Here is a 24,698-nt window from a genome sequence, read left to right on the forward strand (position 1 = left end):
TAGCACCGACCCGAGAGATCACATTGGATCGTCGCAAGCCTGCCAGTTCCGTGGAAAGGCCCATGATTTTCACCACCTTTTGCTAGGTTTCAAGGCACTCCGAGCGATTTAAATAGTAATGCCCCAGCACGGCAAAAGAAGTACTGCAGGGGGTACTTATTCAATCGCACATCACAACACGGAGTTGAAAACATGGAAGGTATTCTCGGGCGAATTGTCGCCATCGTGCTGGGTCTGCTTGCGCTGGCCGCAGTCGGTTACGCAGCTTACAACGGCTTCTCCAACAGCAAGGCTTCTGACGTGGCCACCGGCGTGACGACGGTCGTCGAGAACGCACGCGCGCAGTTCACGCAATCGGCTACCGGATACACGAAGTTCACGACAGCCAACGTGGCAAGCCTGAACACTGCAGGCATTCTGCCTTCGACGTGGTGGAACGGTACGAATGCGATCGACCCGTGGGGTAATACGGTTGCGTTCGCTGCTGGCGCCGGCGGGACCTCGCAAGGTGCGATCACGTTCGGCGGCGGCGGTTCGGAAACGCAGTCGCAATGCGTGAACGTCGCGCAAAACCTGAAGGATTACGTGACCCTGAAGGTAGGTACGACAACGTTCACGACGGCCGCTCCGGCTGATCCGGTCACGGCTGCCGCAGCATGCACGGGCGCGGTTGCCTTCGTTCTGACGTTCCAGTAATCGACAGGCGAGCTCAACATGAACGCGATTGAAGGGGGCGTCGCGTCACGGGCGGAGTCTCTGATCCAAGAGGCTCCGCCTGCTGCTTTTGGAGCGATTGGAGGCGAGCGCTTGGCCATGGGTTCCTTGCAACCGGCGCCGGTCCCGCTTGCGTCACGGACTTCTCCGCTCGCGGACATAGCCTTTTCTGATTTGTATCTGGAACACGACGGGCTGGCCTGGTACAAGAAAGCCCCGAACGATCGGCACGGTCACCGGCTAAGCGGGCCCTTGCAGGCAGCAGCGCGCCAGCTGCTGGAGGACGCGCGGGGGATGACGCTCACCGATGACGATAGCTTCGGTTGGGGTGGTTTGATTCTCCGAGCAAAGTGCATTCCAACGCTGAAGGGTCCGGTCTATTCGTTTCGCCGGATTATCGACAGGCCGCTGGATTTTCTCAAAATCGGCTATCCACCGCGGCTTGAGCGCGCGCTTATGGCAGCCGAATTCGATGAGGGTGGGCTGGTGCTGGTGGCGGGGCGAACTGGATCAGGGAAAACAACTTCCCTCATGTCCTATGTGGCGGAGCGCCTGCGGACCTTCGGTGGGCTAGCGGTCACGGCCGAAAACCCGATCGAAGTGCAGATGCAAGGCCGCTACGAAGGGCTGGAAGGGATTGCTGGCACTTGCTACCAGACGCAGGTGAAAGATGACAAGGAGTTCGGCCCGCGCATCAGGGACTTCATGCGTGTCGCGCCAAACATCATCGTGCTCGGTGAAATGCGAACTGCCGATGCGGCGGGGCAAGCGGTGCTTGCTGGAACCAGCGGGCACCTTGTTTTGGTGTCTGTTCATGGCAGGGACATCGTTTCAGTGATAGATCGCGTGAAAAACCTCGTCAGCGAATCTGGATACGACGTGTCGCTGTTCGCAGACTGTCTCCTGGCTGTCGTCCATCAGCAGATGTTCCTTGACGACATCGACGGAGAGGACTGTAGGCGCATCGTCGTTAAGCCGCTCATCGTGAAAGGGTCGACGAACGAGAGCGCGATCCGATCGCATATCCGCGGGGCCGTGCTTGAGCAGATGGTTTCCGAAGTGGAGCGGCAGGAGCGGGTGATGACGCTGCCCGGCAAGATGGGACAGTTCTGACATGGGCTATGCGATCTTGCCGATGGTGGCATTCCTCTTCTACTCCGGTCTCCAAATAATGGGCTGGCAGACGGCGAACTCCGTGCCGGGCGCCGGGCCGGTCGGCCAGATGCAGAGCAAGCAGGTCATCAGTGCGCAGCAGGCCGAAATGTGGGGGGAAGCCTGCTACAACTCTGCATCGGCGCAGGCAGGTGTCGTGAGCAGCACGGTGCAAGTCACGCTGCCGGCTGGGGTGAACGCCCCGGCCAGCGGCGGGTGCATAACGACCGCAACCGGAACAGGCGGCCGGAATATATACGGCTACATCCCGGCTGCGCCAGGCGCGGTTGGGAAGGTTCAGGGCGATTCAAATGAAAACCTGATCTGGTACAGGGTGACACAGCAGGGGTCGGCGATTTCTCTCGTTTCCGGCGAAGCAGTGGCCGTGCCGAATCAAATTGCAGTAGGCGATCTGGTCGACTACTCGACAACGGCTAACTAAGAGAGGACGGAATGGACCCGATCATCGCCGCGCTGGTTGCTTTGGTGATTTCGATGGCAGGCGTTGGGGGCTTTGTCAAATTCGCCAAAATGGGCGTTTCGAACGTTCAGGTTGCGGCGACGGCGTCCCAACAGCTAACGTTCAACGCAGCAACTCAACAGTATGTACAGGACAACGCCGTGACGCTCGCACAAAGCGCGACGGCAACGGTGCCGGTCACGATCACCGCAACCCAGCTAGCGACGGCCGGCTACCTGCCAGCGGGCTACGCGGGAACGAATACCTTTGGTCAAACGTGGCAGGCGCAAGTGCTCCAGCCGACGGCCGGTCAACTTGAAACACTGGTTACGTCGACGGGCGGTAACCCGATCACGGACACGAAGCAACTTGCCCAGATAGCGGCCCAGACAGGCGCGAGTGGGGGATTTGTGCCGTATGCCACCCAGGCCGGAACCACGTTCAGCACGAACACCGCTTACGGGACCTATGGTGCGTGGAGTGTGCCGCTTACCGGCTTCGCGAATCCGGGTAGCGGACATCTTGCGTCGTTGCTGCAGTTCACGAACGTGCAGGCAAATACGGCATTTTTGTATCGCGTGCCTGTGGTGAACCACCCCGAGTTGAACAACATGCAGACCGATCTAGGTCTGACTGACACCGGTGGGAACGCCCACAACATCACCGGGATCAACACGGCTACTGCCCAAACGCTCTCGATCAACGGGCAGGGGCAGTTTCAGCCCGATCAGGGCGGCTCGCTTGAACTGGGTGGAAACAATACGACGGCGGGAACAGGTACACCGTACATCGATTTCCACCAGGGCGGCCAGGGCGTGCAGGACTTTAATGCCCGCATCATCAACGACAAAAACGATCACGTGTCGATTCAGGCGGCCAATGGGCAGGCTGCGCTTCAGGTCCAGGGCACGCTTCAGGCGGGCAACGTAGCGGTCGCCGGCTCGTCGTGTTCATCGAACGGAATCATCGGGGCGAACAGTGACGGTTCAGGCCAGATTCTTTCGTGTCAGTCCGGGACCTGGCTGCCGATCGGTGGACGCTTCCTGCAAATTTACAAGTACACCGTGTCGAACGGATCATTCGTGCCCTATCCGAGTCCGAGCTGTCCGTCCGGGGGCACGGCGCAGATCCTGGTCTATCCGTCGACTATAGGTGTTGACGATACCGCTGTCGTGAACATGGGAGCCAGTCCCGTTTCAGGGGGGTGGTCGATCTACGTAACAGATGGCGCGGGCACGCCTATCGGCGGGTCTGGTTCCGCCTCAACCTACTGTTCTTATTAATTGGGTGTAATCGTGATGATGCGTTTCCTGAAGCTCTTGCTATTCCTGGTGGTACTGTTCGCCGGCAACTCTGCGTTCGCTGCGCCCGTCGTGTGTACGCCGGGCTATCAGGACTCGACGTGTCTGACGCCTCTCCATCAGGGCCCGAGCGCAGCGCCGACCTGTCCGTCAGGCGCCGGATGGACGACGGTCTCGTCCGCGGTGTGGCAGGGCTCGCACTGGAGTCAGCCGCAGTGCTCATATCAGGGGCAGCCGACTTGTCCTTCCGGGCAGAATCAAGTTCAAGCTGCAACGTGGAATGGCGGAAGTTGGGTGGGCCTTGTATGCGCGCCACAGGCGACCACACCTCCGGCTCCGACTGGAGTGCCAGCCTGTGACGCGGCCGCAGCCAGTAATGGTTTTCAGATTACCCAGCAATTTGGTATTTACTACGGCAATTATCCCTACGTCGGCGGCGTAGGTGTGGAGGGTATTATGTTCGGTGCGAACGGGCCGCTGGCCACCGATACTTGCGGGGACACCACCTCATTCTACGAACTGGAGTGCATCCTGAAGGGTGACGGTACGTTCGGGTGGCTGGCGGTCGTTCAAGCCTTCTTTCCGGGCTGCAGCGGAGGGGGCAACTGAAGCGGCTGACTTAGGGTGGCTGCGCCGGGCGACATCGAGCGGGTTTGCGAGGGCTGGCCCTCGATGGGCGCGGCAGTGACACAGACGATTTGCGCAGGAACGTGGGACGACTCTCGAATTCGCCGCTAAAACGTCGAGAGACGTTTCGCGGCGAGCGAGTATCTTGACTTAGCCAGCGACGTTGCCGGTCGTGAAAGTGAAGCTGCGACTGAACGCCGTCCCGTTCACCGTGCCAGTCAGGCTCACCGAGTACTGCGTGTTCGGCGAGAGTGGCGACGTTGGATACGCGACTGCCTCATATGCGCCGATCTCCTTGTTCGGGTCCGTTGACGAGTTTAGGACCTGAAGTGTCACACTGCCAGCAGGCCCCGTCATGGATGCGGTCTGCAGTACGATCGCGTCGCCTGAGTTCCCCATCACGACCACGGGCGTACCCCAACCAGTGTTCGAGACGTTGGGCGGCGTCGGAGTTTCGCCCGCACCGCTATAGGCAATGCCGGTTGTGCCTTGGCACGGGAAAGTGAGTGGTGTGCTACTCATCGTCTGTGTAGCGGTGTTCAAGAGGCTCATGCTGCCCCAGGCATCCGGATAGCCGTTGTATTGAGTTTCGTACTCGCCGATGCCGACGATTCCAGACGGATAGAAAACCGCGCCGCTGTGGTACACGCCTGCGAGCCAGGTCGTAATCATGTTACTGCCGTATTGCGACTCGGCTAACGTCGAGTTGGTGTAGTAGGCAGCGCTAACACCCGTACCGTTCACCGTGGATGGAAGACCTGCGGCGACGGCCCGAGCGATATAACTTGCGCCAGTGAAGCCTGCATTCCCACTTGCCTCAGAATCGGACACCGCATTGTTTAAGCCCATGTACTTAGCGTGCGCCTGAGCAGCCTGATCGAGTTCAGTGTTCTCCTGGAGGGCCGGAAAACCACATTCCTGCCGGTACTGGTTGAGCAGGGTGAACGCAGCGAGTTGAGCACTGTTCGCCGCATACTGCGGCGTCGTCAACGTGCCGGTCACAGCCGCCGGCGTGGTTGGCGAAGTGCCGCTGGTCGACCCCGACGAACCCGTGCCTGACGTGCTCGGTGAGCCGCTACCACCGCCACCACCGCAAGCCGCCAACGTAAGCGATGCTGCGATCGCGATGGCGGTCAAGCCGTATGCCGAAAACTTGGTATTTTTTTTCATCTTCGATCCCGTGTCTGGTTTGTGGGTTCGCTCATTTGCGCACCCTTGATTTAATCTTATCGCCCTGCCGGAGAAGTCAAGTCGCGTGCGGCGTCGACAGAATCTGAAAACGCATCTGGCAAGTCAGGTCTTCTTACTTACTTTCGTTGTCGGCGGATTAGCCGTTGCGGTGATGGCCATTTCCTTCGTTCGTCTCGTTTGTTTTTTGCGGATCTTGCGCAAGCCGATCAGAATGCCGATGACGACCACCCCTGAGGCTGCAGGGTTGATGTGACTCGCTGCCTTCAGCACCAGCGAAACGGCGTAGATGGCGAAGAGTCCGACAGCAGCTTTCCCGAGTAGTACCGAGATACGGGCTTGCGGCGGCTGAGCGCCGGTCTCACTGGCAACCTGCTCAAAGGTTTCATTCACCTTTTCAAGGTCGAAATTGCTTTTGAGTGCCGCGAGCTTATGTTGATAGTACTTCTCGTACCGACGAAAGCGCCCGTCGCCCTGGCCGCTGAGCCAGGCTGCGGAGCTTTCGGGTACGAGGTAGGCTAGGTCTTCCATGTTTCACCAGCGCGAAGTGATGGCCGTGCTACGGGTCAGTTGGGCAGACCCGTAGGGGTCCAACTAGCGAAGGCGAGGACGTCAGTGATTTGGGTACCATCCGCCTCGCTCAAGAAGTGGCCTTCATCGTCCCGATAGGCAAAACAGAGCGTCTTGTCTTCTCGGTAGACCCAGAGATTCATTTCCATTGGGGACTCTCCATTGTGTGATTGGCTACGCGTCAATGTGATGCTGAAGGCAGCTTGGTCCGTCTTGCCCGGCGTTGGGTACAGAACGAGCACGAAAAGTTGTCGGCGAGTTCGATCTTGTCAGCCGAGTTCGAAAGGAGGTACTCAGTTCCGCATCGCTTGCACGCCCCGACGGTCATGCTCGAATCGCTCGCCATCATTTTGAGCATGTTGTAGGCCCGGTCGGCGCTAAAGCGCTTGGGCGTCGGGAGCGACTCTTCTAATTCGCCAAACATCTTCGTAAACAGATTCAGGGTTGCAAGGAAAGGCAAGTACGCGCGAGAACCTTCGGTGTTGGCGTTGCGGTAAAGATAGGTAAAGAACGTCGCGCGCAGGCGGTTTGGCGCTGCCGCAGTGATCCACGGCAACATTTGCGGCTTGCTGCCACAGGTCGATGACCGGCCGTTGATGTTCTTGAAGCGGTTCCGGACTTCAGTGGACGTGCGGCGCATGATCGTGGATACCGTCGCGGCGCGGAAGCCGTAGGCAAGCAGCGCGTCCATATAGTCTTCGACGACGGCCTTCTTGAAAGAGTAGGCGTCCCAGTCTGCCTTGCGCGAAAGATTGCTGATCTTGTTCTCGGGCGGCGACGATTGCATGATGAAGTAGGCAATTTCCGCGGTCGTCAGCGCCTCGGTCGAGTGGTCGAACCAGAAACGCGGTGCATTCATGCGCCACTTGAAGAGTGGCACCGGGCCTATGTTAGACAGCAGGTCGATTTCATTCGAGGCGCTCAGGTTGCCAAGGAACGTCATGACATCCCTGCTCATGCCAAAGATGACGTGCGCGAGGGCATAATTCGCCGCGAACTCACGAATCAGGTGGAGGTACAACTGATTCGCGTGCCGGATCTGGTAAGACTGCGCCGTGCCTACATGCCTGGGCGCCTTATCCTTCACCGCGATCACCGAGTCGGACGGCCAGTTCGACACGAGGGCTTCCCAGCTTTTGATGTCGTTGAACACGGGAGAGAAGAGGTTGAATGGCGTCGTGACGAGCAACGACAACTGGCGCGTACGATCGAGGAGTGCCTGTGTACGGCTACTGCTAAGGCCTGTCAGCGATTCGTATTCAGGGTACAAGTGAAGGACCGTATCTAAGACTTTAATGGTCTCAATGTTGAAAATCTCAAGATTGCGTTCACTGCTCTTCTCGATGAACGCGTATCTCACACGCTTGAAGTCGATGTCGGGTTGCATGGGTAGGTCTCTTCGGCTGTGTCGTTATAGTCAAGCACCGCGGGCGATCGCGGCTTGAACTTCAAGGTGCAGGTTCTGCATCTTCGCGTCGATTTCCATCAGGATCTGGCGGAAGGGCTCGGGAGTGCCTGATGCAGCGACTTTGAGCCGGGTTGTAATGTAAGAGGTGTGAAACTGGCTGAAGCGGTCGATCAGCTCTGTGAACGCATTGCCCGTGGCGAGCATCTTGCTGGTGTCGGCGAGTGTTTCCCTGGTGCTCGTCAGCTCCTGCTGTCTTGCTACCGTCTCGGTTTCGAGTGCTTGTACTTCCGCTTGCTTTGCTGCAAGTGCTGCCTCCGCGGCGGCGAGCGCTTCGAGTTTCGACGCATACTCGGGGGGGACGACTTCGACGTCCCTTGTTACGACAGGGCCGGTCGGGGAATTCTTGGCGGCTTCGAGTTGGGCCTCGAGATTCTTGACTCCAGCCTCGAGTTCATGGACACGATCCTGGGCTGTTTGAAGTTCGGTCCGGGAGGCAACGAGGCGTGATGAAACGTCTGCGCGAGCCTCCTCGTTCTTTTGCAAACTTTCCCGGGACTCCGCAAGCGACTTCTCGAGAAGGCCGTTGGTGGTCTGCAGGCGCTGTAAGTCGGTCGCTTTGAGGAAGATGTCACCTTGCGCTTGCGCAACCTCTTCCTTCATTTGTTTGATCTCGTCCTGCGCTTGTCTCATCTTCAACACGAAGTCGCGAGTGAGCGCCTTGAACTCCACCGCCGTCAAGTTCGCTTGGCGCTTTTCGTCGATCAGGCGCACGATGGCCTCATCGTCCTTGACCTGATCGGCAAGCAACAGCATTTCAGTGTAGGTGAGAAGGCTCTGTGCTTCAGCGTTGCCTGCAAAACATTGGTAGATCAGTATGTGATTGCGTGCCACAGGCCGGTTGTAGCCGTGAACTACACGGATATATTCGTAGGTCAGTTGCAGGGCCAGCTTTTGACGATTGGGTGAGTCATCACCATCGGACGTGACATCCTTCTGGATCGCGTGATAGATGGTTTGAAAGTGACCACCAATCGCGATCCGGGCGCGGACGGCCGATTCTTCCTGAATCGCGACCGCTCCGGAGATCGTGAGAAGCGATGCTACGGTGTCCTCCCGACAGACCGCGGAGAGGAGCTGCCGAGCAGCTACGCGCCGTTCAGCGAGCGGGATAGTCGAGATCAGGAGGCGGCCAAGCGCCGGCTCGTGGTCGATGGCGCCGTCGTGGTCCCCGTCGAGGGCGGCTGTTGGGTCAAAGACGTCAGTTCCAGGTTTCTTTTTAGGGTTGGCGGACATAGGTGCGGTTCCATGTTTCTTTTGCTGGTTAGCAAACGTAGCGCTTACACATTGTGTTCACCTGCGGAGAGCAAGGGCCACTCGCATTGTTGTATTTTCGGTCGCGGTGGCCGAGCCTACCCTCAGAATGACGTAGGAAAACATGCGCCTTATTAAAGGTATTGCAGAAAACTAGTGAATTTCTTATCTCTTTCTGGTCCATTCGCAGAGAACCATGGCTAACGAACAGCTGGTCCATGCAGTAACAACGTTGGGTGTTCAAGCCATTGCAGCCACGCGCTGCTTGTGATTCCTGATTGCGTTGGGCGACGTGTCGGTGTGTGCGAGGATGGCTCGAATCACTTCCCCGGTGTCGATGGGAGACAAGCGAGCGGCACTGTATCCGTCGCGTCGGGCACGCAGCCAGTACGCGAGTTCATCCAGGCACAACAGGTCGCTCTTGAGGCGCATATCGAGACGGACGGCCGGGTGAGAGAAAATCCCGACGCCGCTGATGGCGTTTGCATGTTGCGGGAGAATCGACCTCAGAAACGTAACTTTCGAGCCATTCTGAGCCGCCGGGTTTTTCCTTTGTTCCGACGTGCCGTCGCGGGCGACCCGCAGCAGCATATTGTTGTCCGCCGGAAGAATCGTCCCGTACCAATGCTTGGTCTCGATGACAAAGATCCCGAAGCTTGTGACAACCAGATGATCGACTTCCGCAGTTGGAAACGCCGCACCTGGTGCGTGGTTAAGGATGAGCGAGTTGCGCAGGCAGAACGGGCCTTCTGAGATCGCTTGCAATACGCTTTGCAGGCAGTCGGATACGGCGGCTTCACCGGCATCTCCGTTGGCCTGCATCTTTGCTTGCCGTGCCTTCTTTCGCGAAAGTCCGTCAAGATGTTTGTATCCGCGACGCCCAAGCCAAACGAGCAGGCCGACGCCAACTAGCCCGAGGTGCATGTTTTTCTCTCACATATTCTTTTAGACACATTCAGAGTAACAACCTGCCGATGAAGTCAATCCACCGAAGCGCTCTGAAGTGCTTAATTCTGCGTAGACCCTGTCACCATCGTCACGACTATTACAAAGTCGTCTTTAGCGTTCCATAAAGCGCAAGATGCAGCTGAGCAATTGATCAGAAGTTAGCATAATGGCTCCGATTTAAGCAAATAGTTCCAGCAACATTTCATGCCCGGTAACTGTTGCGGACGGAGTTGCGGGTACGGTCAAGACGCTCGTCCCGTCAAGCTCTCAATGACCGCCGCCGCCCAACTGAATTGAATCGAATCTAATACGCATAATTTAAATGGCGGATTAAGCCAGGTATCGCATTACAAAGTTGTTCAATTAAAATTACATATATACAACTTTAAACATTTAGGATAACGAGTCGGCGAATTCGGCGACTCAAATCGCTGAGGCGCGCGAAAGGTACCCGGGTTTCGTCACCATTCGGCGCCCGGATGTGCAAAAGTCGGTTTATCCTTGCCTTACTACTCGCGTGATTGCACGCATCGACCCTGCGCAAAGTCCACGCTTTGCCTGTCAATTTTCACCAGCCTGCACTTCCAGACGTCCCGCCACGGAACCACACGTGTTCTTTGCTCAGTCCCATGCGCCTCATGAGCGCGTTATGAGGCTGCGCAAAGCAGCACAGGCGTCGATTTCCTTGCTCGGTTGAGCATCGAATCTCCAGGGCACGAGTCCTGACAACCCTTCTTTTCCTTCGGGAGTTCTCTATGGCGTCCGCTAAGACAGTCCGCAATCCCATCGTCCTCGGGTACCACGCTTGCGTCCGTGCCGTGATGTGGCTGGTGTTAGTCGATTTAAGCCTTATGGCTGTGAGCAAGCATCCCTGGGTGCAAGCTCTGGTGTTTTTGTGCTGGGGCGTGGTCTTCTATTTCCGTGTCCTGAAGCCTTTCGTCCGCTTCATGTTGCCTGCGAAGGTGACGCAGAAGCCGGCACAAGGCGCTGCGGAGAAGGCGGAAGCTCAGAAGGCAGCTCCCAAGGCAGAGCAAGCTGCGCAAGCTGCTCCGCCGGAAGCACGGCCGGAGGGAACGCCGTCGCCGAAGCGGAAGTACGCCAAGTCGGCAGTCGTTGTTCCTTTCACAAAGAAGTCCTGAATTAGGCTTCGCTTTTCGCCGCCCCCCTGGGGCGGTCCTCATTACCCTGCCGGGAGCCCCCTCCCGACAAGGCAGTGGTTTCCTGGCGTTTTTGGAGTATTGCCATGGAAGCCGCTACCGCAACAGCAAGTGCGTGGCAACTCGACTTTTTTAGCGAGGCCATCGCCGTCAACATCAAGCCGGCCGTCAAGCCGGACCCGCTGCCCGATCCACATCTCTGGAGCGAAAACATCCGGGAGCAAATGGTCGACGCGCTCATCACACTCGCAATGGACTCCCGCAAGGGCGATTCCATGCCCGAGTCGCTGATGGATTGCGCAGATCTGCTCTCGCAACGTCTTCGCAACGCGGACATCGATCTCGCTGATTACCGCGCAACGTTGGGATGGATCATGGGTTACTGGGGCGGTGCATTGCCCTATGACTTCGTGTGCCGTGCAAACGGTGTCGATCCCGAGACGCTTCAGGACGTGATCCTGAGCACTCCCGCGCTGAAGGCCGATCTGGACCGCCTCAAAGACCAATCGCATGGCACGCTGATCTAGGAGGCGACATGCTCAATTTCTTTTCCCGTGCTTTCGATGCTTTCTGTGACTACGGCCAACCGGTGCGCGCTGCACCCCCACACCAGCCTGGTCCAAAGCAACCTCCGCCTGCACCCATTCGACCTCCGGAAGAGGACTTCGTGGCGGTCGGGCAGGGCGCAGCGAACGAAACGTTCGTAACGATCCGCGACGTCATGCACCTGTTCGTACAGGAAGCGGATTACGTCGTCCACTTTGAGCAGGAATTCGACGTGGTGGTCAGCGATACACCTGTCGGAAAGAAACTCCTGCCGGAGCTTTGCCCGCGGTGGCATGAAAAGCAGGTCCACCATTGCTCGCTCAAGGAAGCCATCCTGAACGTCATCCGACGAAAGGATCCTCCGGCCGTACAGCCGAAGCCAGACGTTGCAGTGCCAAAGCCGCAACGTGTGCCGGAGACGGCAGCCGTTGCAAAGGCTGAACCTTCTCCGACGTCCAAAGCGGCAGCTGAAGAGGGCGATGGTCGTTATGACTATGCCGGTCTGATTACCGCTTGGGGCGAGGAGAAGTTTCCGCGTCGAAATGCGGCGGAAGGGACGGAGAAGTTCTACACCTCGTTTGCGATTCGTCTCGAGACCAGTTCTGGCAAGGAAAAAATTGTTCAGGGCGAGGGGCTCAAGGACGCAATCACTCAGTGCGGTTGTGCATTGGGCGATCGGGTAGGCGTCAAGCGTCTGCGCAAAGAGAAAGTGCAGGCATTCGATCGACACGGGACAGCTCGCATGAAGGACGGCCAGCCGGTCTACTTCGACAAGTGGATCTGGTCGATCAAACATATCTAACAGGAGTTTCCAACTTGGCATCCGTCAACAAAGTCATCCTCGTCGGGAACCTCGGCGCTGACCCGGAAATACGTTATCTGCCCAGCGGCGACGCCGTGGCCAATATTCGACTCGCTACCACTGACCGCTACAAGGACAAGGCGTCGGGCGAGATGAAAGAAGCAACCGAGTGGCACCGCGTGTCGTTTTTCGGACGGCTGGCCGAAATCGTTTCGGAATATCTGGAGAAGGGTTCAACGGTTTATGTCGAAGGTCGCATCCGTACGCGCAAGTGGCAGGCGCAGGACGGCACTGACCGCTACTCCACGGAGATTGTCGCTGAGCAGTTGCAGATGCTTGGTGGCCGCAGTGGTGATGATCGGCGTGAACGCGACGATGGCGACGATAGCCGGGCCGAACCGGGTGCCAGGCAGCGAACAGCATCGGCGCCCGTAGCTGCTCGAACTGGTGCTGCGAAGCCGGCGGCATCAGGCCCGCGGCCTCCGCGATCTCCTGCCGGCGGCGGTGCCTCGCATGGTGGTGGGTTCGATTCGACGGATGAGGATATTCCGTTCTAAGGTCTATCCGCGTGCTGCGTGGTCCATCGTCTGAATCAGTAGGCCACCGGCCGGTGGCACCTCGTTTCTCAGTGGCGTCCGAACGCCGGTTCGGGTCATTTTATTTTTCGGCCTCGCGGCGCACCTCCCGGTGCGTCGTGGTCCGTACCACTTCTTTCGCCATGCACGGCGCTGCCTGACAACAGCGACCGCGATCGTCTGACATCACCGGAGAACAACACCTGCTGAAAAAGCTGCCTGCGCATCCGTCGCGGGCACCTTTTTGAGCGAGCGTTTTCACGCCTGACTCAGGCATCGACCAACCCACAAACCCAACGAGGAGAGTGACTATGAATGTGAAGCAGCAGCACCTTCCGCGACACGCGGAGTTGGGGGCCAATCGTCGCTCGGACGAACGACCCTGCTCCGACGTTCGTTGGGGCGCGCAAGGCTACTGGATGGTCGTTCCTACGCGAGTACGTGGCGTGACCGACTTTGATAACGGGAGCGACCGAGAGGAGGGCTCAAAATGAAGGACTTACCAAGGCTGAATCTGGGAGATCTGGACTGGCCACGAATCTTCCCGTTCTATATCGACTCGAAGTTCCTCGGCGATGGCAACAAGAAGTGGTGGGCATGCCCACTGTGTGACGGCGAGGAGACGTTCAAGCTCTACTCGAGGGAGAAAGACCCGAAGGGTGGATGGTACTGCGCTCGATGCACCAAGGGCGGCGACGGTGTCGCCCTGATCCATGAGGTCTCCGGAAAGTCGTATCGGGAGATTTTCTATGAACTCAGGACCGGCAACTACAACGGGGGGATTCCCCCTGAAGTGGCTCGAACTGTTAAGCCAGTTATCGCGAAGCCGGAGAAGTCCGACGCGCAGAAATGTCTGGAAATGCAGGCCGCGTGGGATGGAGCGGGGCCGGTAACGTTGGGCTCACCCGTCTGGATCTATCTATTGTCGCGCATTCCCGGGCTTCAGATCGAGTGGCTGGGAAAAGACGTGTGCTACCACCCAGGCATGGAGTACGTTGACGCCTGGGGCAAACGGCAAGGAAAGTTCCCCGTAATGCTGCTAAGGGCGCGCTCGTCGTCAGGCAAGCCTTGCCGGCTACACAGGACGTATCTGACTGGCGAGGGCACGAAGGTGCCGTTCCTGACCAGGAAGGGTAAGTCCAGAGCCAAGCTTGAGATGAGTGCGCCGGATGGGTCAGGCGGGGCGTCTATCTTGTTGAATGCCGCGCGCTCTCGGACCCTCGCCCTTGTGGAGGGGGCGGAGACAGGCTTCGCCGTAGTCGCGAGATATCGAAACAAGGTGGAGGTGCGCTGCATGCGTAACTGCGGAAGCCTCGAACAGGCCGATATCGAATGGTCGGATTACGATCACATCATTATCTATGCCGACCGCGACAAGGTTGACCCGAAGCGGGGCTATCGCCCAGGCGAGCACTCCGCGGATATCCTGGCAACGCATTTGCGGGAACTAGGAAAGCGAGTGTCGATCCCCAAAGCGGTTGTGGAGGGGACGGACTTTCGTGATGTCTGGGAGTTGCAGTACAGGAGGCAACAGGAGCGCCTTGCTGCTTTCGAGGAGCGTCGCAAGCTTCGAAATGAAGTACGCGAGCGTAACCGAACGCAACTGCGGACCTCGGAACAGCGGTCTGCAGCGTAGTGGACTTGTATAGGGCCGGAGGACCATCCTCCGGCTCATCCGGCTAACCGCCGTCGGCGGCAACCTTTTTAAGCCCAATGGGGATTCGTCCCCTTGGGCGAGTCGCATTGGGCGTCAACTTGTGGAGATTCCCATGCGCGCATTTCATGTTTTCGTTGGCAAATTCTTCGAGATTGTCGGTACCACCGGTGTGAATCACGGCAGCTTGCCTGCAGTGAAGTCAGAGGCAACCGGGTTCGACGTGATCGACCGACGTGCGACCGGCAGCGCGCGATACGTCTGTCGTGATCAGTCGTTCGAGGACGCTTTTGAAATATGCGTGCGCAGGACGTTGGTTCAACCCGTGCACTGACCTTCTGAAACGGCCCTGGATTTCCCTGGGGCCGTTTGTTTTTGTGCCCAACGAACGACCTCCAAGAATGAAAAAGCCCGCAATTGCATGCGGGCTTTTTTTTCGTCCGGACGGTGCCGGCAGGAGGACCGTTATTCCTTGCCGCCAAGGAGTTCGATGAGCTTGTCGTCGATCTTCTCGAAATACGGGTACAGCGCCAGGGCCAGGTAGATAGTGGCTATGCAGCTTATTACAAGTACGGCGATCATCAGCCATGATGCTGGCTGGGAAAGGTCCAGCGCCAACAGGTCGTCCCACGAAAAGTCGATAAGGCTCGTCAGATCCGCGATTACCATTTTGCTCTCCCTTCGCTTGCGCACGGTTTGTATGTACTTATCCTACACCGTGAGATGCAATGCCAAGCCAACGGATGCTACAGGTATTTGCTAAAGGAAGACTGCGATAGGAGGGATGACATATCTTCGCCACCGTGTGCCATTTCCTGAGGCTGCCCATAGCTCGCGCGGTCGAGTCCCTCGTCAGAGCCCTCGTCGAGACCACTGACGCTCGGAGAGGGGGAGTCGGCTGTAGCGGCTGGTTCGACGGTGCGGCCGGTAGTCGACGGGTGGCCGCCGTACGGATAAAGCACCTGAACCTGAGCTAACTGTTTTAGCAGGGCGCTACGCGTACGCCCCTCCTTAGCCCGTAACAACCGCGCGTGAAGCTCGGGGGTCTCGTGGGCAGAAATGGTGACCTTCATGCGGAACACCTCTTGGTCGTCGGCCATGGCAGTGCGTCCAGTCAGTGGAGGGCCGGCATGCTTTCAATCAGGAGCAGAAATCCGACGGCATTGGCAAAGCACGGGCTCTCAAGCAGTTGGATTCTCGTCTCGCGATGCATTTCTCTTAGCGCAGGGTAGTACAGGTCGCTGCCACCTCCGGTCAGGATGATTGACTCGACACTCTGGAGAGCGCCTACCCGTTGGCCGATACCCATGATGACTGCCTTGATGAGTTGCTGCGCTTCCGCGAGATACGGAGCGAGATCGAGCTCGTGACTGAAGAAACGGAACTTCGCTTTTTCGCGAAGGCAGACATCAATTCGTTCGATGTCGTCGACGGGTCGTTCATATTCCTTGCCGATGTTTGCGGCAATGCGTTGAAGGACGTGGGACGATCCGCCGGGGCGCCCTCCGGAGCGGCGGTCGTCGACCATAAAGTTACTGACGTACACCCAGTCGGTAGTGAAGTAGCCGACGTCGATAAGCAGGTAATCGTGCCGCTTCTGCCGGATCTCGGGATACAAAGACGACGCATAGGACATCGAGCCGAGTGGCTGAGGAACCACGCTTACGGCATCGATTGTTATTGGTCCATGCCCGAACTCGTGCTTACCTGTGAATCGCTCCTTTAACTCGCGAGCAAACCGCTCCATCGTGTGTACGGGCAAACCCAGGATCAGCCGTCTGATGCGGCTGAAGCCCGCGCGATATACGGCGCCGGCGAGAAGTGCGGCGTAGTTGTCTGTACGCACGTATTCCTCAATGAGGACGCGCCCCGTTTCACCATAAGCGGCGTTGAGAGGTACGTCGGGTCCAACCTCGTATTGCGTTCCATTGACGGTCACGGTCACGACGTCGCGATTCCCGAACCCGGCACCGCCGCTCGCGGAAACAGAACCAGGGGCGCGAAAGGGCGCGAGCGAGGGGAACATGTCGGTGCCGACTTTGCCGTCGGGCTTACGATAAGCGCATTTTGTGCTGCCATAGCCGATGTCGAGGGCGAATGTCTTGCTTTCCATTAGGTCGTTCCTAGTTTGAAGAGTGTTTTAGTAAAGGAGACGTTGACGGCTCCATAACGGCTCCTTTTCATCAGTGCCACCATGAGCCAGCGCGAAGGAGACGAATTCGTGTCCATTAAGTCTCCTTCTCGTTCACGTCGTCCAGTTGCGGGAGCAATGTCGATGGCAATCGCAGCAAACCTGTTGCCGACAATACCAACCTGGCGAAGATGATTGCCGCGAGAAAGAGGCATCAAATAAGGCATCTTTCTGCGTTGTCCATCACTCCGACGCGGCGCACACTTCCGTCTACCTACTGCGCTTTCGGCGCATCGACCTCCTGCACCACGCCCGTGGTGCGTCAAAAATTCGCGCCGCTTCGCTGCGAATCGTTCCCCCAAAAGAATCAGGACAGTGCCCCGCAACGGGCAAAAATCCCTGTCTGTCCAGACCGCACACTTGATGCGGTTTTTTTTGAGTCAGGTCAATGGGATACAAGGGGATACTGAGTACACCCGGACACGTGATCACGTCTCGGTTTGCGATGTCTTCGGGACACTCAATACACGACAAACGGAAGTCCCGGACGCGGACACGGACACAGAGCCGGTCTGGCGACTGCTTCAAACGACAAATACCAATCGTCTCGCTCAGCGGCGTTACGCTGGTTTGATCGACTTAGCTCCCCAAACGCGGGCGGGCAAGAGATCGAACTCGAGACGGGAGGGCCGTGGACTGCGTTATCGCGGTCAGCCCTCTATCGCACATATATATGGCCCGCCCAGCCATCCACGAATGGGCACAGTGTTGATTGGCAGACGTAGTAGAAAGCGTCGCGGAGATGAAGGTCCGGTCTCCAGCCAGCCATCCCAAGTTCTGCAAAAGTAAGTGTCGACCGGAGGGTCGCGATGCAGCACGAGGGACGATCAAGCGTGGCTTCTCCACACGCATGGTCGATCAAGACGGATCACTAAAGTCCAGGAGAACAGTGAGCAGTGCGCGGTAGAGGAAACCCGGCCGGGGTCTAAACGGCGGGCGTAACCGCGAAGCGACGAGTCGTCCAGGTAGGGGGCGATGCGAGCGGCAGTGCTCGGGATGGCTAACGTAAGGAGGATCGGTCTATGGCGGAGTGCGGCATCGGCGTCGACGCAATCGAGGAGGCAAGTGGTTTGTCCGACGCAACGAATCGGGAGCGCGCGAACAACGTGGATGTCGGTACATGCTGACGCCCAACATTATCTGGTTAGAAATCGACCGGGAGACTGCTTGTCGGCACAGTCCGCGGTGATTCAAGATCAAGGAGAAAAATCATGGCAATGATCCAGATGTTCGACGCGGACAGACTGTTAGCGAAGTACCGTCTGCCACAGCGTATGCGCGATGAATTGAAGGTTTTGTTTAGAGACAACATCGGGAGAAGTCTGAGTCGGACGCGGGTTAGCAAGAACAAACTGGCGTCGGATACCCAAGGAAAGCGGGCCAACACAATCTGTGCAACGCTTGTAAACATCCGCAAGTTGGGATTCAAGATCGAAAGCATTTATTCCGTGGAAGGGCGACATCTGAGAGCAGTGGTTGCGCACTGGATCGATAGCGGCGAGGCCGTCGGCACGATGCAGGGCAAGCTTGCGCACCTGAAGGCGTTTTTGGAATGGATGGGGAAGTATGGACTGGTCAAATCGCTGTATGACTACAGGTCCAAAGAAGAGTTGGCGGCCATGGGCCGAAACAGAAGTTACGTGACGACCACCGACAAGTCGTGGGAGGCGAACGGGGTTGACGTCGACGCGATCTTCGCTCAGATCGCACAGACTGACCCGCATGTTGCGGTGCAGCTAAAGCTTCAGGCGGCTTTTGGTCTGCGGGTGAAGGAAAGTTGCATGCTGCGCATCCGGAAGACACTTCTGGAGTTGCAGTCGAGAGACGACGACAAATTCCGTGTGGACAAGGGGACGAAGGGGGGGCGCGAGCGTGACGTACCATTACAGCTGAAGCTTGAGGTATTGCACGAGGCGCTGCGGCTCGCGAACGACACGACGGGCTCGACCATACCCTCTGACTACGACTGGCCGCGTTGGCGGCGGCGCTACTACGGGATTTTGGCGCAGCATGGAATCACGAAGGACGAAAAGGGCGTGACCAGCCACGGATTACGGCATGGATGGATGCAGCAACGCTACGAAGTCCTGTCAGGAAGTCCGGCGCCGATCAAGGGCAGCGAGGAGCGACCGGATCGTGCGACGCACGATGCCACGTTGCGGGTAATCATCGAAGAGGTCGGTCACTCAAAGCCGGAAAAATCGGGCATGTACATTTCGACGCCAGCGGCGATGGCCAAGCTAAGGGCGCCGGTGGTTACGATCGAGGACGTTCGACGGACGCTTGAAGAGACGGGCGGCGAGAAGAAAGCCGCGGCGGCGAAGTTGGGTATTTCGCGGCAAAAGGTCTACCGCATATTGGAGAGTGGGGCGCAAAACGGTTAGCGGATATCGGTTTGCCCGGTCTCCGCAATGCTATCGGGGCTAAGTGGAGATTTGCTTTCCGTCTCGCGCGTCCTGTGGACGGCGGTCTCCGGCAAATTGGGACCACGCGTTGAAGTTTTGCCGAGCGCGTCGAATAAACTAATCCAGCCCCGAATCAGGATAGCCATAAAAGCATGCCCAAACCCGCAAGCAAAAATGGGTGAGGGCGGCGACACCGATCTTCAGGAATCTCGATTACCAGCGTTCGCGATCGGGGAGTTCGTCGACGGCCGCAGCAACGCGATCCTCATGCGCGTAGGTGCGCGTGTCGTTGGCGAGGGTAAGGGGCTGGAAGACTACAGTATCAGGGCGGTCCGCGTTTTCTTCGCGACGGGCGTGGCTGACCAGTTTGCGGTAGCGGCACGCGTCCTCAAGCGTCGGCGTGATAGGCCACCATTCACGCTCGACGATCACGGCGTCGATTAGGCGCTGGGCGAGTTTCGCGAGGATCGGGCCGCGCGTTTCCCACTCACTGTCATTCCTGGCAACCAGAGCCAGGAAATACGAGATGTCGTCCCCGTTGATCTCGTTCTCAATGAGCTCATCGAGCGACCCGGCCTGCACGGGCACGCGATCGGTCCGGGTATTCCATAGGCGCCCGCATTCATCGAGCGCGGCATTCTCGTTTGCATCCACGACGGCAATCCACCGTGTGGCCAGTCCGCAGGAGGCGCAGACGATGCGCACGGTTTCTCGGGTGAGTTGGGGTTGCACCAGGCGTAATTGGACCGCGCGGATTCTGAGTGGCGAGTCCGATTGATTCTCTTCTTCAATCACCTGACTACAGCGGTTGCTTTTCGGCACACCGCCGCAGCAGGGGCATGGATAGAGTTTTTCAATCATGTCAGTGGGGAATGGTAGGGTGAACAGCAAGGATTATATCCACCCTGAAATCACGGAAAATGGCGGTGCAAGTTTAGTCCGGATTAATAGGGATAGACGGGTTACAGCGCGAAACAGTGTGCGTGAGCGAACACGGTGATGGTTAAAAAAATAATGTAACGAAACGCGACGACAATACAATACTGTTACGTATAGCGTACAACAACCCAACGTTTGTAACTAATCGATCCGAAAGCTCACAGTTTGGTGTCGTCATTCTTCGTTTGGTCGTACATCCAGATTACCGACCCCCCCGAAAAATTCGATCTCGGAGAGACGTGCGCGCATGATCTCCGCGAGCACCTCTGAATCGTTAACGGCATCAACCGGGTCGCGCTTAAGGAGTGCCTTGATTGCCTCCTTCAGCCAGTATGAGGCGGACGGATCGCTGCAGATTTTCGCGGCGAGTTCGACGCTAGACACGTGGCTGGTTTTCATAGGAGATCGGCGATATGGATGATGCACGATGCAACGTGGGTTGCACCGTGTGGATTGGGTGTCGCCGGCGCCAGCTGAGGGCGAGGCGCTCGGACAGCGCGGCGTATGCAGGGTATCAGCGACGGCCGAGCATGCAGATGCTGCGGAACTCGCGCAGCTTTGCTGAATAGCCCGTGAGCGTCGTCACTGAGGATGGGGCGCGGCGAGCGCCAGCAACCGACGTCTGGATTGGGTCGCTCGTCGCGGGCTTCGCCTTGGTGGTGAGCATGTAGCGTGTCTCACCGAGCCCGCGGGGATCGATGCAAACGACGCCGGCAGCGAGCAGCATATGGAGGCGATCTTCGATCTGGAAGGGGGTGCGACGAAGCGAGCGGCACAGCTCCTCGACCGATTGTGGGCTAGCGGCGAGTTGCGACTTGATGTCGTTGTTCAGGTCGAGCAGCGGCTTGGTCATTCAGTTTCTCCGATGGTTCCCGTATGGCGCGATTCAATGGCACGACTGCGCAGTGTCCTTTTCCGGGTAAGGGCGTGTGTAGCGCACTGCGGGTTGGTGCAGATGAAGAGGAGCGTGTCGTCGTGCATGGCGAGTCCCCAGCCAGTGGCGCAGGCGGCGGCGATCCGGTCCTTGTCGGTAGGTGGGTGATCGACCGTCTTGCGAATCGTGTTGCTGCAACCGGTACAGCGGATCGAAATGATGTAATCCATGACGTCACAACGCAAATAGATACGAGGGGAATCTGTCTGGGACCACGCGCCCCATATTGAGAGCGACGCGGCAGCGCATCAACGCCTCGAGTGGAGTCGCGCCTCGCATCACGTGTGACGGCTGCAACGGCCGGCGCGGGAACGAGCGGGCCTCGTATTCGCTTTCGCTCAGGCAGCTGTAGGAGAGAAGTTTTCGGTGCGCGACGGGGCCGCCGTCCGACCACTCGGACGAGAAGCGGGGGCATTCCTTTACGGAACCGAACCGGCCTAGTTTCAGCCAGAAGCGGCCGGACTCGTCCGGTGGATACTCTGTGGCGATGCGCTCGCCTTCACAAAGGGCGACCCAGGCGTCGAGCTCGTGCGCGGTGAGTTCCTTTATGCGAATCACTGCGATGGCTCCGTGTAGCCTTTAACGATTCCGGAAGGAAACGCGCGGGGAAACGTGCCGTCGGGCCGAGTCAAGAGATGCAGAAAGAAGCCCTCTTCAAGCGGCACCGCGTTGGCGAGCTGGCGCAGAAACTCATCGTGAGATTCGAACCAGCCGACGACCCAGGGATGCGTCTCAAGGAAATCAGGCGCGCGATCGCGCAGCAGTTCGAGGAGTTCGATGTTTTCGTCGATCCGCTTGTGAACGCCACCGGCTGTCCAGCCGAGGATGCGGCGGGTGTTGGCAATGACCGTTCGATTGAGCTTGAATAGGCGCATGGATGAGTGTGAGTTCGGTGTGTGGGAATCCCCCAGGAGCGGGGCGTCGATTCAGCCTACGTGCATTGCGACGAAGTCAAGGCTGCACATGATCCGGAGACCGCGCCCGCGACAATCAGGCGGCCGGCCTGGCTGGTGGTTGTCCAAGCGGGGTGGGTGAGTTCGGGCGTGGCAAGGCAATTGCACGAGTTCGTTCGTTGCGACGGGCTCGAACCTCGAGTAATTCTTCCCGGTCATGCGGAACATGCATTCGAGGCGCTTGCTGCGCGCCCGGATCGCTTTGCGCTGTGCACGATTGAGGTTCTCAAATCCGCTGGCTCGGTTGTCCATCGCAATTGATTCCTGGTGCGAGATGCCTGAGCGTGACGTCGGCCGGCAAACTGCACACAGCGCTGCTGCCAGGTGATCTCGTCTGCGTCGGGTACATGGAGCGGCGCAACGCTAGCGCGAGCGGTTCTTGTACTTGCGAGTGAGCTGTTCGCCGCTCGACTCGGTTAGGCACTCGCCACGGGTCGTCTTCGCGCCGATCTCCTTGAGTTGTCGCCTGGCGATCGAATACGCGGACTCGCACGCGGCGACATCGTGGTAGTCGTGCTCGTAATGGATGACGTGGCCGTGGCCCAGCGCCGCACTGAGAATGAGTGTGGCGATCATCCGCGCCTCGCCTTCAGGATCTGGATATCGATCCCGGTGCGAAATAACTTGCGGTGCTGCTCTTTCGAGAGCCCAAAGGGAATGCCAATGCCCGGTACCTCGTCACAACAGACGTGCGCCATCGACCACTCCCGCCTATCGGAGTCGCACAACGCAGTTGTCGCGCGCGGTTCCTGTAAAAGCTCACCTTTGCCGACGGTGGCTGGCCTGTTCTCGTTTTCCATGGACGTTTCCCGGGTTATGTTCATCTGGATTCTGGCGAGGCACGCGAGATTTCGCTGTTGACGGTGTTGGCCGCGGGCGTCTCACGGCAGCATCAGATGACGGCGCCGCGAGCGGATGAGCCCGCCGCGGCGAAGTGCGATCACCCGACGATCCATCAAGCGTTTAACGTCCTCGACCCCAAGCAGTGGCCCGAGGCGATGGCACTCGTTCTGGATAGCTGTCGAATACAGATCGCCAGTGAATACCGGCGCTTTCGTCACGGCGAGCACGATTAGGTGATCGAGGTGAGCGTAGGTGGAGGGACGGGTCATGGTTGGCGCCGACTGTTGTTGTACTGAAACAGGCTACCAACGATCAGGAAAGCATAAGCGGCGAAAAGGCGAAGGATTTTCGCGATCATTCCACGCGGTTCGAAGCTGCCGGCGAGATGCGAGATGAGCTTGCGGTGCCGGGCGTCGCAGAAAAGGAAAGGGCCGCAGAAGCGGCCCGTTGCGCGAAGCGGCGTCGGTCAGGGGATCAGAGATTCAATCAGCTTCGCACAGGCTTCGTAGTCAGGGTGCATCGCCAGAAACTTGGCTGCGTCTTGAAGCCGTTGCAAGTCAGGGGCGGAAAATCCGGCGAACGGTGTAGCCCCGATTGCTACGGGGGTTCCGGATTCGTTCGGCCCGTATCCGACGACATCGAAAGTTCGCTGAGCGATCGTTCGGACAATGGGCGCGAACTCTTTCACGTTCGCCACGGCCGCCATCGAGGTCTCAGATAACGCGATCACCGGGTGGCCATTGACCGATAGTTCCACGTCCCACGAAGTTAAGGGCGCTTGCGGGTCGGGCACTGCAGTCATCTTCCTGAGTTGAGCGTCGTTGGCAGAGAGTAGGGCGTCCACTCGTCCTTCGTTTCGGGCCCGCATGGCGATTCGAATCAAGGTTTCCCGGTCGAGTCTGGAAATGGTCCGGTGCGTCTCGGTGTTGACGATCAGCATCGCCGCGTGAAGGTCGCTGTGCATGGTAGTAAGTTCCCTCTCAAAGGTATTACGAGAATAAGGGCTATCACATGAATCGAACAATCGAAAGGTGTCGAATTTGACCGGTCTATCGACGTACACCCGCGAAACGGCGTCATCAGACAGGGAGCTTCCCGGGGTCGACGTCGGTTTCGGGGTGCGAGAGACTTCGTTTAGTCGATGCGGCGCACGACAAGGGCAGTGAACTTGGTGACCCTGGGTTTGTAGGTCTGGCAGCCGTGCCGGAAGTCCTGGATGAAGGCTGTTTCGACGTTACGCGTGCGCTGGCACATCCACGTTGCCCACTGCTGCGCGTGCTGAGCACGTAGATAGGCATAGACCAGGTCGCCAACATTGGCGTAGAGGACTGCGCACTCGAGTTTTGCCGGCCAGTACCAGTCAGCATGGCCACCGATGCGAAGCGCGCGGATGTGCGTCGCGATAGGGTTGGCCGGATCGGCCTCGAGCAGCGAACGCATGTTCCCTCTGCCGTCCCAATGCGAGCCCGGCGGGAATGTGGCTTCGGGTTTGCAGTATTCGGCGGGCTGGATGTGGGCTTCGTCGGACAGTGAGATAACGAGAGGGTACGCGGGCATGCCGTCACGCGGGTGAACGGTGCCGGCGTAGATGCCGCCTTGGGCATCCCAGAACTTTCGAACGTCGGGGACGGATATGCGCGTGCTCATTAGGCCTCCGGGAAGTAGAAAGGACGGCGGCTCAGAAAGAAGACGCCGCTGTTCAACCCAGAGTACAAAGCCCAACAGGAAGTCAAGCGAACGTGAGACGCACCTCGAAGACAGGAGGAGTCGTCGGTGGAGTGGCTTTAATATCTGCGGCGTAAATCGGCGCAACCGCTGTGTGGGGGAAGGAATGAATGAGCCGGTACCGCGATTTGGAAATCTTCTTTTTGCCCTGATCAACTGCGGCTGGCTTCGCTGCGTGACATTCACTGCGGCGGGACTCTTCCTGCTCGCCTGCCGCCGCGATGACCCCCGGCGCCCGTGACGAGTTTAAACGTCGCTGAACTGACGCGCGGTCACCGTCGTTCCCAGAAAATTT

Annotated in this window: 31 protein-coding genes; 12 read left to right on the top strand and 19 right to left on the bottom strand. The window is 58.3% G+C overall.

Annotated features, from left to right (window positions below; all coding sequences use genetic code 11):
• Positions 1-192 precede the first annotated feature (192 nt).
• From HHL24_RS35300 to HHL24_RS35320, 5 genes are all read left to right on the top strand, one after another.
• Entirely contained in the window at positions 193-696 is a 504-nt protein-coding gene (locus HHL24_RS35300; RefSeq protein WP_169489908.1) for a prepilin type IV pili, read from the top strand.
• 18 nt (positions 697-714) lie between these two features.
• Entirely contained in the window at positions 715-1,827 is a 1,113-nt protein-coding gene (locus HHL24_RS35305; protein WP_169489909.1) for an ATPase, T2SS/T4P/T4SS family, read from the top strand.
• 1 nt (position 1,828) lies between these two features.
• The gene (locus tag HHL24_RS35310; protein ID WP_169489910.1) at positions 1,829-2,308 is read left to right on the top strand and encodes a hypothetical protein; all 480 of its coding nucleotides are present in this window, start codon (positions 1,829-1,831) and stop codon (positions 2,306-2,308) included.
• An 11-nt stretch (positions 2,309-2,319) separates the two neighbouring features.
• Positions 2,320-3,609 carry a shufflon system plasmid conjugative transfer pilus tip adhesin PilV gene (gene pilV / locus HHL24_RS35315; protein ID WP_169489911.1) on the top strand — a complete coding sequence of 430 codons (1,290 nt, stop codon included), beginning with the start codon at positions 2,320-2,322 and terminating at the stop codon, positions 3,607-3,609.
• A 363-nt stretch (positions 3,610-3,972) separates the two neighbouring features.
• Positions 3,973-4,236 carry a hypothetical protein gene (locus HHL24_RS35320; protein ID WP_169489912.1) on the top strand — a complete coding sequence of 88 codons (264 nt, stop codon included), beginning with the start codon at positions 3,973-3,975 and terminating at the stop codon, positions 4,234-4,236.
• 168 nt (positions 4,237-4,404) lie between these two features.
• Here the strand turns inward: HHL24_RS35320 and HHL24_RS35325 are convergent, their stop codons facing one another.
• The 5 genes from HHL24_RS35325 to HHL24_RS35345 form a co-directional block, all read right to left on the bottom strand.
• Positions 4,405-5,424, bottom strand: coding sequence for a CAP domain-containing protein (locus tag HHL24_RS35325; RefSeq protein WP_169489913.1), 1,020 nt, complete (start codon positions 5,422-5,424; stop codon positions 4,405-4,407).
• A 123-nt stretch (positions 5,425-5,547) separates the two neighbouring features.
• Positions 5,548-5,973: a hypothetical protein gene (locus HHL24_RS35330; RefSeq protein WP_169489914.1), complete on the bottom strand. Its 426-nt coding sequence runs from the start codon at positions 5,971-5,973 to the stop codon at positions 5,548-5,550.
• A gap of 220 nt (positions 5,974-6,193) precedes the next feature.
• The gene (locus HHL24_RS35335) at positions 6,194-7,399 is read right to left on the bottom strand and encodes a FlhC family transcriptional regulator (protein WP_169489915.1); all 1,206 of its coding nucleotides are present in this window, start codon (positions 7,397-7,399) and stop codon (positions 6,194-6,196) included.
• 30 nt (positions 7,400-7,429) lie between these two features.
• Positions 7,430-8,713: a hypothetical protein gene (locus tag HHL24_RS35340; RefSeq protein WP_169489916.1), complete on the bottom strand. Its 1,284-nt coding sequence runs from the start codon at positions 8,711-8,713 to the stop codon at positions 7,430-7,432.
• A gap of 258 nt (positions 8,714-8,971) precedes the next feature.
• The gene (locus HHL24_RS35345; RefSeq protein WP_169489917.1) at positions 8,972-9,553 is read right to left on the bottom strand and encodes a nuclease-related domain-containing protein; all 582 of its coding nucleotides are present in this window, start codon (positions 9,551-9,553) and stop codon (positions 8,972-8,974) included.
• Between the two features lie 881 nt (positions 9,554-10,434).
• Here HHL24_RS35345 and HHL24_RS35350 point away from each other — a divergent pair.
• From HHL24_RS35350 to HHL24_RS35370, 5 genes are all read left to right on the top strand, one after another.
• Positions 10,435-10,818 carry a hypothetical protein gene (locus HHL24_RS35350; RefSeq protein ID WP_169489918.1) on the top strand — a complete coding sequence of 128 codons (384 nt, stop codon included), beginning with the start codon at positions 10,435-10,437 and terminating at the stop codon, positions 10,816-10,818.
• A gap of 104 nt (positions 10,819-10,922) precedes the next feature.
• A complete protein-coding gene (locus HHL24_RS35355) occupies positions 10,923-11,363 on the top strand; it encodes a hypothetical protein (RefSeq protein ID WP_169489919.1) in 441 nt (146 codons plus the stop codon).
• Between the two features lie 8 nt (positions 11,364-11,371).
• Positions 11,372-12,184 (top strand): hypothetical protein, encoded by an 813-nt coding sequence (locus HHL24_RS35360; RefSeq protein ID WP_169489920.1) that lies wholly within the window; start codon positions 11,372-11,374, stop codon positions 12,182-12,184.
• Between the two features lie 14 nt (positions 12,185-12,198).
• Positions 12,199-12,741, top strand: a complete 543-nt coding sequence (locus HHL24_RS35365; protein WP_169489921.1) for a single-stranded DNA-binding protein — start codon at positions 12,199-12,201, stop codon at positions 12,739-12,741.
• Positions 12,742-13,249: 508 nt separating this feature from the next.
• Positions 13,250-14,395, top strand: coding sequence for a DUF7146 domain-containing protein (locus tag HHL24_RS35370; protein WP_169489922.1), 1,146 nt, complete (start codon positions 13,250-13,252; stop codon positions 14,393-14,395).
• A gap of 483 nt (positions 14,396-14,878) precedes the next feature.
• Here HHL24_RS35370 and HHL24_RS35375 read toward each other — a convergent pair whose 3' ends face one another.
• The 4 genes from HHL24_RS35375 to HHL24_RS35390 form a co-directional block, all read right to left on the bottom strand.
• Positions 14,879-15,082: a hypothetical protein gene (locus HHL24_RS35375; RefSeq protein WP_169489923.1), complete on the bottom strand. Its 204-nt coding sequence runs from the start codon at positions 15,080-15,082 to the stop codon at positions 14,879-14,881.
• 77 nt (positions 15,083-15,159) lie between these two features.
• Positions 15,160-15,513 carry a hypothetical protein gene (locus tag HHL24_RS35380; protein WP_169489924.1) on the bottom strand — a complete coding sequence of 118 codons (354 nt, stop codon included), beginning with the start codon at positions 15,511-15,513 and terminating at the stop codon, positions 15,160-15,162.
• A gap of 14 nt (positions 15,514-15,527) precedes the next feature.
• Positions 15,528-16,526, bottom strand: coding sequence for a PRTRC system protein D (locus HHL24_RS35385; protein ID WP_169489925.1), 999 nt, complete (start codon positions 16,524-16,526; stop codon positions 15,528-15,530).
• Positions 16,526-16,771, bottom strand: coding sequence for a hypothetical protein (locus tag HHL24_RS35390; protein ID WP_169489926.1), 246 nt, complete (start codon positions 16,769-16,771; stop codon positions 16,526-16,528). The genes HHL24_RS35385 and HHL24_RS35390 overlap by 1 nt, the downstream gene beginning before the upstream one ends.
• Before the next feature lie 1,044 nt (positions 16,772-17,815).
• Here HHL24_RS35390 and HHL24_RS35395 point away from each other — a divergent pair.
• Positions 17,816-18,988, top strand: coding sequence for an integrase domain-containing protein (locus HHL24_RS35395; RefSeq protein ID WP_169489927.1), 1,173 nt, complete (start codon positions 17,816-17,818; stop codon positions 18,986-18,988).
• Between the two features lie 234 nt (positions 18,989-19,222).
• Here HHL24_RS35395 and HHL24_RS35400 read toward each other — a convergent pair whose 3' ends face one another.
• The 5 genes from HHL24_RS35400 to HHL24_RS35420 form a co-directional block, all read right to left on the bottom strand.
• Complete coding sequence (locus HHL24_RS35400; protein WP_169489928.1) at positions 19,223-19,900, bottom strand: Lar family restriction alleviation protein; 678 nt, start codon at positions 19,898-19,900, stop codon at positions 19,223-19,225.
• Between the two features lie 222 nt (positions 19,901-20,122).
• The gene (locus HHL24_RS35405; protein WP_169489929.1) at positions 20,123-20,347 is read right to left on the bottom strand and encodes a hypothetical protein; all 225 of its coding nucleotides are present in this window, start codon (positions 20,345-20,347) and stop codon (positions 20,123-20,125) included.
• Positions 20,348-20,462: 115 nt separating this feature from the next.
• Positions 20,463-20,801, bottom strand: coding sequence for a hypothetical protein (locus tag HHL24_RS35410; RefSeq protein ID WP_169489930.1), 339 nt, complete (start codon positions 20,799-20,801; stop codon positions 20,463-20,465).
• The gene (locus HHL24_RS35415) at positions 20,798-21,052 is read right to left on the bottom strand and encodes a hypothetical protein (RefSeq protein WP_169489931.1); all 255 of its coding nucleotides are present in this window, start codon (positions 21,050-21,052) and stop codon (positions 20,798-20,800) included. The genes HHL24_RS35410 and HHL24_RS35415 overlap by 4 nt, the downstream gene beginning before the upstream one ends.
• A gap of 4 nt (positions 21,053-21,056) precedes the next feature.
• Positions 21,057-21,440: a phage protein NinX family protein gene (locus tag HHL24_RS35420; RefSeq protein WP_169489932.1), complete on the bottom strand. Its 384-nt coding sequence runs from the start codon at positions 21,438-21,440 to the stop codon at positions 21,057-21,059.
• Positions 21,441-21,517: 77 nt separating this feature from the next.
• Between HHL24_RS35420 and HHL24_RS35425 the strand changes: the two genes are divergently transcribed.
• Positions 21,518-21,751, top strand: coding sequence for a hypothetical protein (locus HHL24_RS35425; RefSeq protein WP_169489933.1), 234 nt, complete (start codon positions 21,518-21,520; stop codon positions 21,749-21,751).
• A gap of 447 nt (positions 21,752-22,198) precedes the next feature.
• Here the strand turns inward: HHL24_RS35425 and HHL24_RS35430 are convergent, their stop codons facing one another.
• The 5 genes from HHL24_RS35430 to HHL24_RS35450 form a co-directional block, all read right to left on the bottom strand.
• Positions 22,199-22,411 carry a hypothetical protein gene (locus tag HHL24_RS35430; RefSeq protein WP_169489934.1) on the bottom strand — a complete coding sequence of 71 codons (213 nt, stop codon included), beginning with the start codon at positions 22,409-22,411 and terminating at the stop codon, positions 22,199-22,201.
• Positions 22,408-22,635, bottom strand: coding sequence for a hypothetical protein (locus tag HHL24_RS35435; protein WP_169489935.1), 228 nt, complete (start codon positions 22,633-22,635; stop codon positions 22,408-22,410). Before HHL24_RS35435 ends, HHL24_RS35430 begins: the two co-directional genes overlap by 4 nt.
• A gap of 81 nt (positions 22,636-22,716) precedes the next feature.
• Entirely contained in the window at positions 22,717-22,947 is a 231-nt protein-coding gene (locus HHL24_RS35440) for a hypothetical protein (RefSeq protein WP_169489936.1), read from the bottom strand.
• A 197-nt stretch (positions 22,948-23,144) separates the two neighbouring features.
• Positions 23,145-23,642, bottom strand: coding sequence for a hypothetical protein (locus HHL24_RS35445; RefSeq protein ID WP_169489937.1), 498 nt, complete (start codon positions 23,640-23,642; stop codon positions 23,145-23,147).
• A 170-nt stretch (positions 23,643-23,812) separates the two neighbouring features.
• On the bottom strand, positions 23,813-24,325 hold the full coding sequence (locus tag HHL24_RS35450; protein ID WP_169489938.1) for a hypothetical protein: 513 nt from the start codon (positions 24,323-24,325) through the stop codon (positions 23,813-23,815).
• Positions 24,326-24,698 lie beyond the last annotated feature (373 nt).

The sequence above is a fragment of the Paraburkholderia polaris genome (assembly GCF_012927345.1).
In the GTDB taxonomy this organism is placed as follows: domain Bacteria; phylum Pseudomonadota; class Gammaproteobacteria; order Burkholderiales; family Burkholderiaceae; genus Paraburkholderia; species Paraburkholderia polaris.

Coding starts and splice junctions, on each gene's coding strand:
- HHL24_RS35300 (WP_169489908.1), top strand. CDS start 193: ATGGAAGGTATTCTCGGGCGAATTGTCGCCATCGTGCTGGGTCTGCTT.
- HHL24_RS35305 (WP_169489909.1), top strand. CDS start 715: ATGAACGCGATTGAAGGGGGCGTCGCGTCACGGGCGGAGTCTCTGATC.
- HHL24_RS35310 (WP_169489910.1), top strand. CDS start 1,829: ATGGGCTATGCGATCTTGCCGATGGTGGCATTCCTCTTCTACTCCGGT.
- pilV (WP_169489911.1), top strand. CDS start 2,320: ATGGACCCGATCATCGCCGCGCTGGTTGCTTTGGTGATTTCGATGGCA.
- HHL24_RS35325 (WP_169489913.1), bottom strand. CDS start 5,424: ATGAAAAAAAATACCAAGTTTTCGGCATACGGCTTGACCGCCATCGCG.
- HHL24_RS35330 (WP_169489914.1), bottom strand. CDS start 5,973: ATGGAAGACCTAGCCTACCTCGTACCCGAAAGCTCCGCAGCCTGGCTC.
- HHL24_RS35335 (WP_169489915.1), bottom strand. CDS start 7,399: ATGCAACCCGACATCGACTTCAAGCGTGTGAGATACGCGTTCATCGAG.
- HHL24_RS35340 (WP_169489916.1), bottom strand. CDS start 8,713: ATGTCCGCCAACCCTAAAAAGAAACCTGGAACTGACGTCTTTGACCCA.
- HHL24_RS35345 (WP_169489917.1), bottom strand. CDS start 9,553: ATGCAGGCCAACGGAGATGCCGGTGAAGCCGCCGTATCCGACTGCCTG.
- HHL24_RS35350 (WP_169489918.1), top strand. CDS start 10,435: ATGGCGTCCGCTAAGACAGTCCGCAATCCCATCGTCCTCGGGTACCAC.
- HHL24_RS35355 (WP_169489919.1), top strand. CDS start 10,923: ATGGAAGCCGCTACCGCAACAGCAAGTGCGTGGCAACTCGACTTTTTT.
- HHL24_RS35360 (WP_169489920.1), top strand. CDS start 11,372: ATGCTCAATTTCTTTTCCCGTGCTTTCGATGCTTTCTGTGACTACGGC.
- HHL24_RS35370 (WP_169489922.1), top strand. CDS start 13,250: ATGAAGGACTTACCAAGGCTGAATCTGGGAGATCTGGACTGGCCACGA.
- HHL24_RS35375 (WP_169489923.1), bottom strand. CDS start 15,082: ATGGTAATCGCGGATCTGACGAGCCTTATCGACTTTTCGTGGGACGAC.
- HHL24_RS35380 (WP_169489924.1), bottom strand. CDS start 15,513: ATGGCCGACGACCAAGAGGTGTTCCGCATGAAGGTCACCATTTCTGCC.
- HHL24_RS35385 (WP_169489925.1), bottom strand. CDS start 16,526: ATGGAAAGCAAGACATTCGCCCTCGACATCGGCTATGGCAGCACAAAA.
- HHL24_RS35390 (WP_169489926.1), bottom strand. CDS start 16,771: ATGCCTTATTTGATGCCTCTTTCTCGCGGCAATCATCTTCGCCAGGTT.
- HHL24_RS35395 (WP_169489927.1), top strand. CDS start 17,816: ATGGCAATGATCCAGATGTTCGACGCGGACAGACTGTTAGCGAAGTAC.
- HHL24_RS35405 (WP_169489929.1), bottom strand. CDS start 20,347: ATGAAAACCAGCCACGTGTCTAGCGTCGAACTCGCCGCGAAAATCTGC.
- HHL24_RS35410 (WP_169489930.1), bottom strand. CDS start 20,801: ATGACCAAGCCGCTGCTCGACCTGAACAACGACATCAAGTCGCAACTC.
- HHL24_RS35415 (WP_169489931.1), bottom strand. CDS start 21,052: ATGGATTACATCATTTCGATCCGCTGTACCGGTTGCAGCAACACGATT.
- HHL24_RS35425 (WP_169489933.1), top strand. CDS start 21,518: ATGCAGAAAGAAGCCCTCTTCAAGCGGCACCGCGTTGGCGAGCTGGCG.
- HHL24_RS35430 (WP_169489934.1), bottom strand. CDS start 22,411: ATGATCGCCACACTCATTCTCAGTGCGGCGCTGGGCCACGGCCACGTC.
- HHL24_RS35435 (WP_169489935.1), bottom strand. CDS start 22,635: ATGGAAAACGAGAACAGGCCAGCCACCGTCGGCAAAGGTGAGCTTTTA.
- HHL24_RS35440 (WP_169489936.1), bottom strand. CDS start 22,947: ATGACCCGTCCCTCCACCTACGCTCACCTCGATCACCTAATCGTGCTC.
- HHL24_RS35445 (WP_169489937.1), bottom strand. CDS start 23,642: ATGCACAGCGACCTTCACGCGGCGATGCTGATCGTCAACACCGAGACG.
- HHL24_RS35450 (WP_169489938.1), bottom strand. CDS start 24,325: ATGAGCACGCGCATATCCGTCCCCGACGTTCGAAAGTTCTGGGATGCC.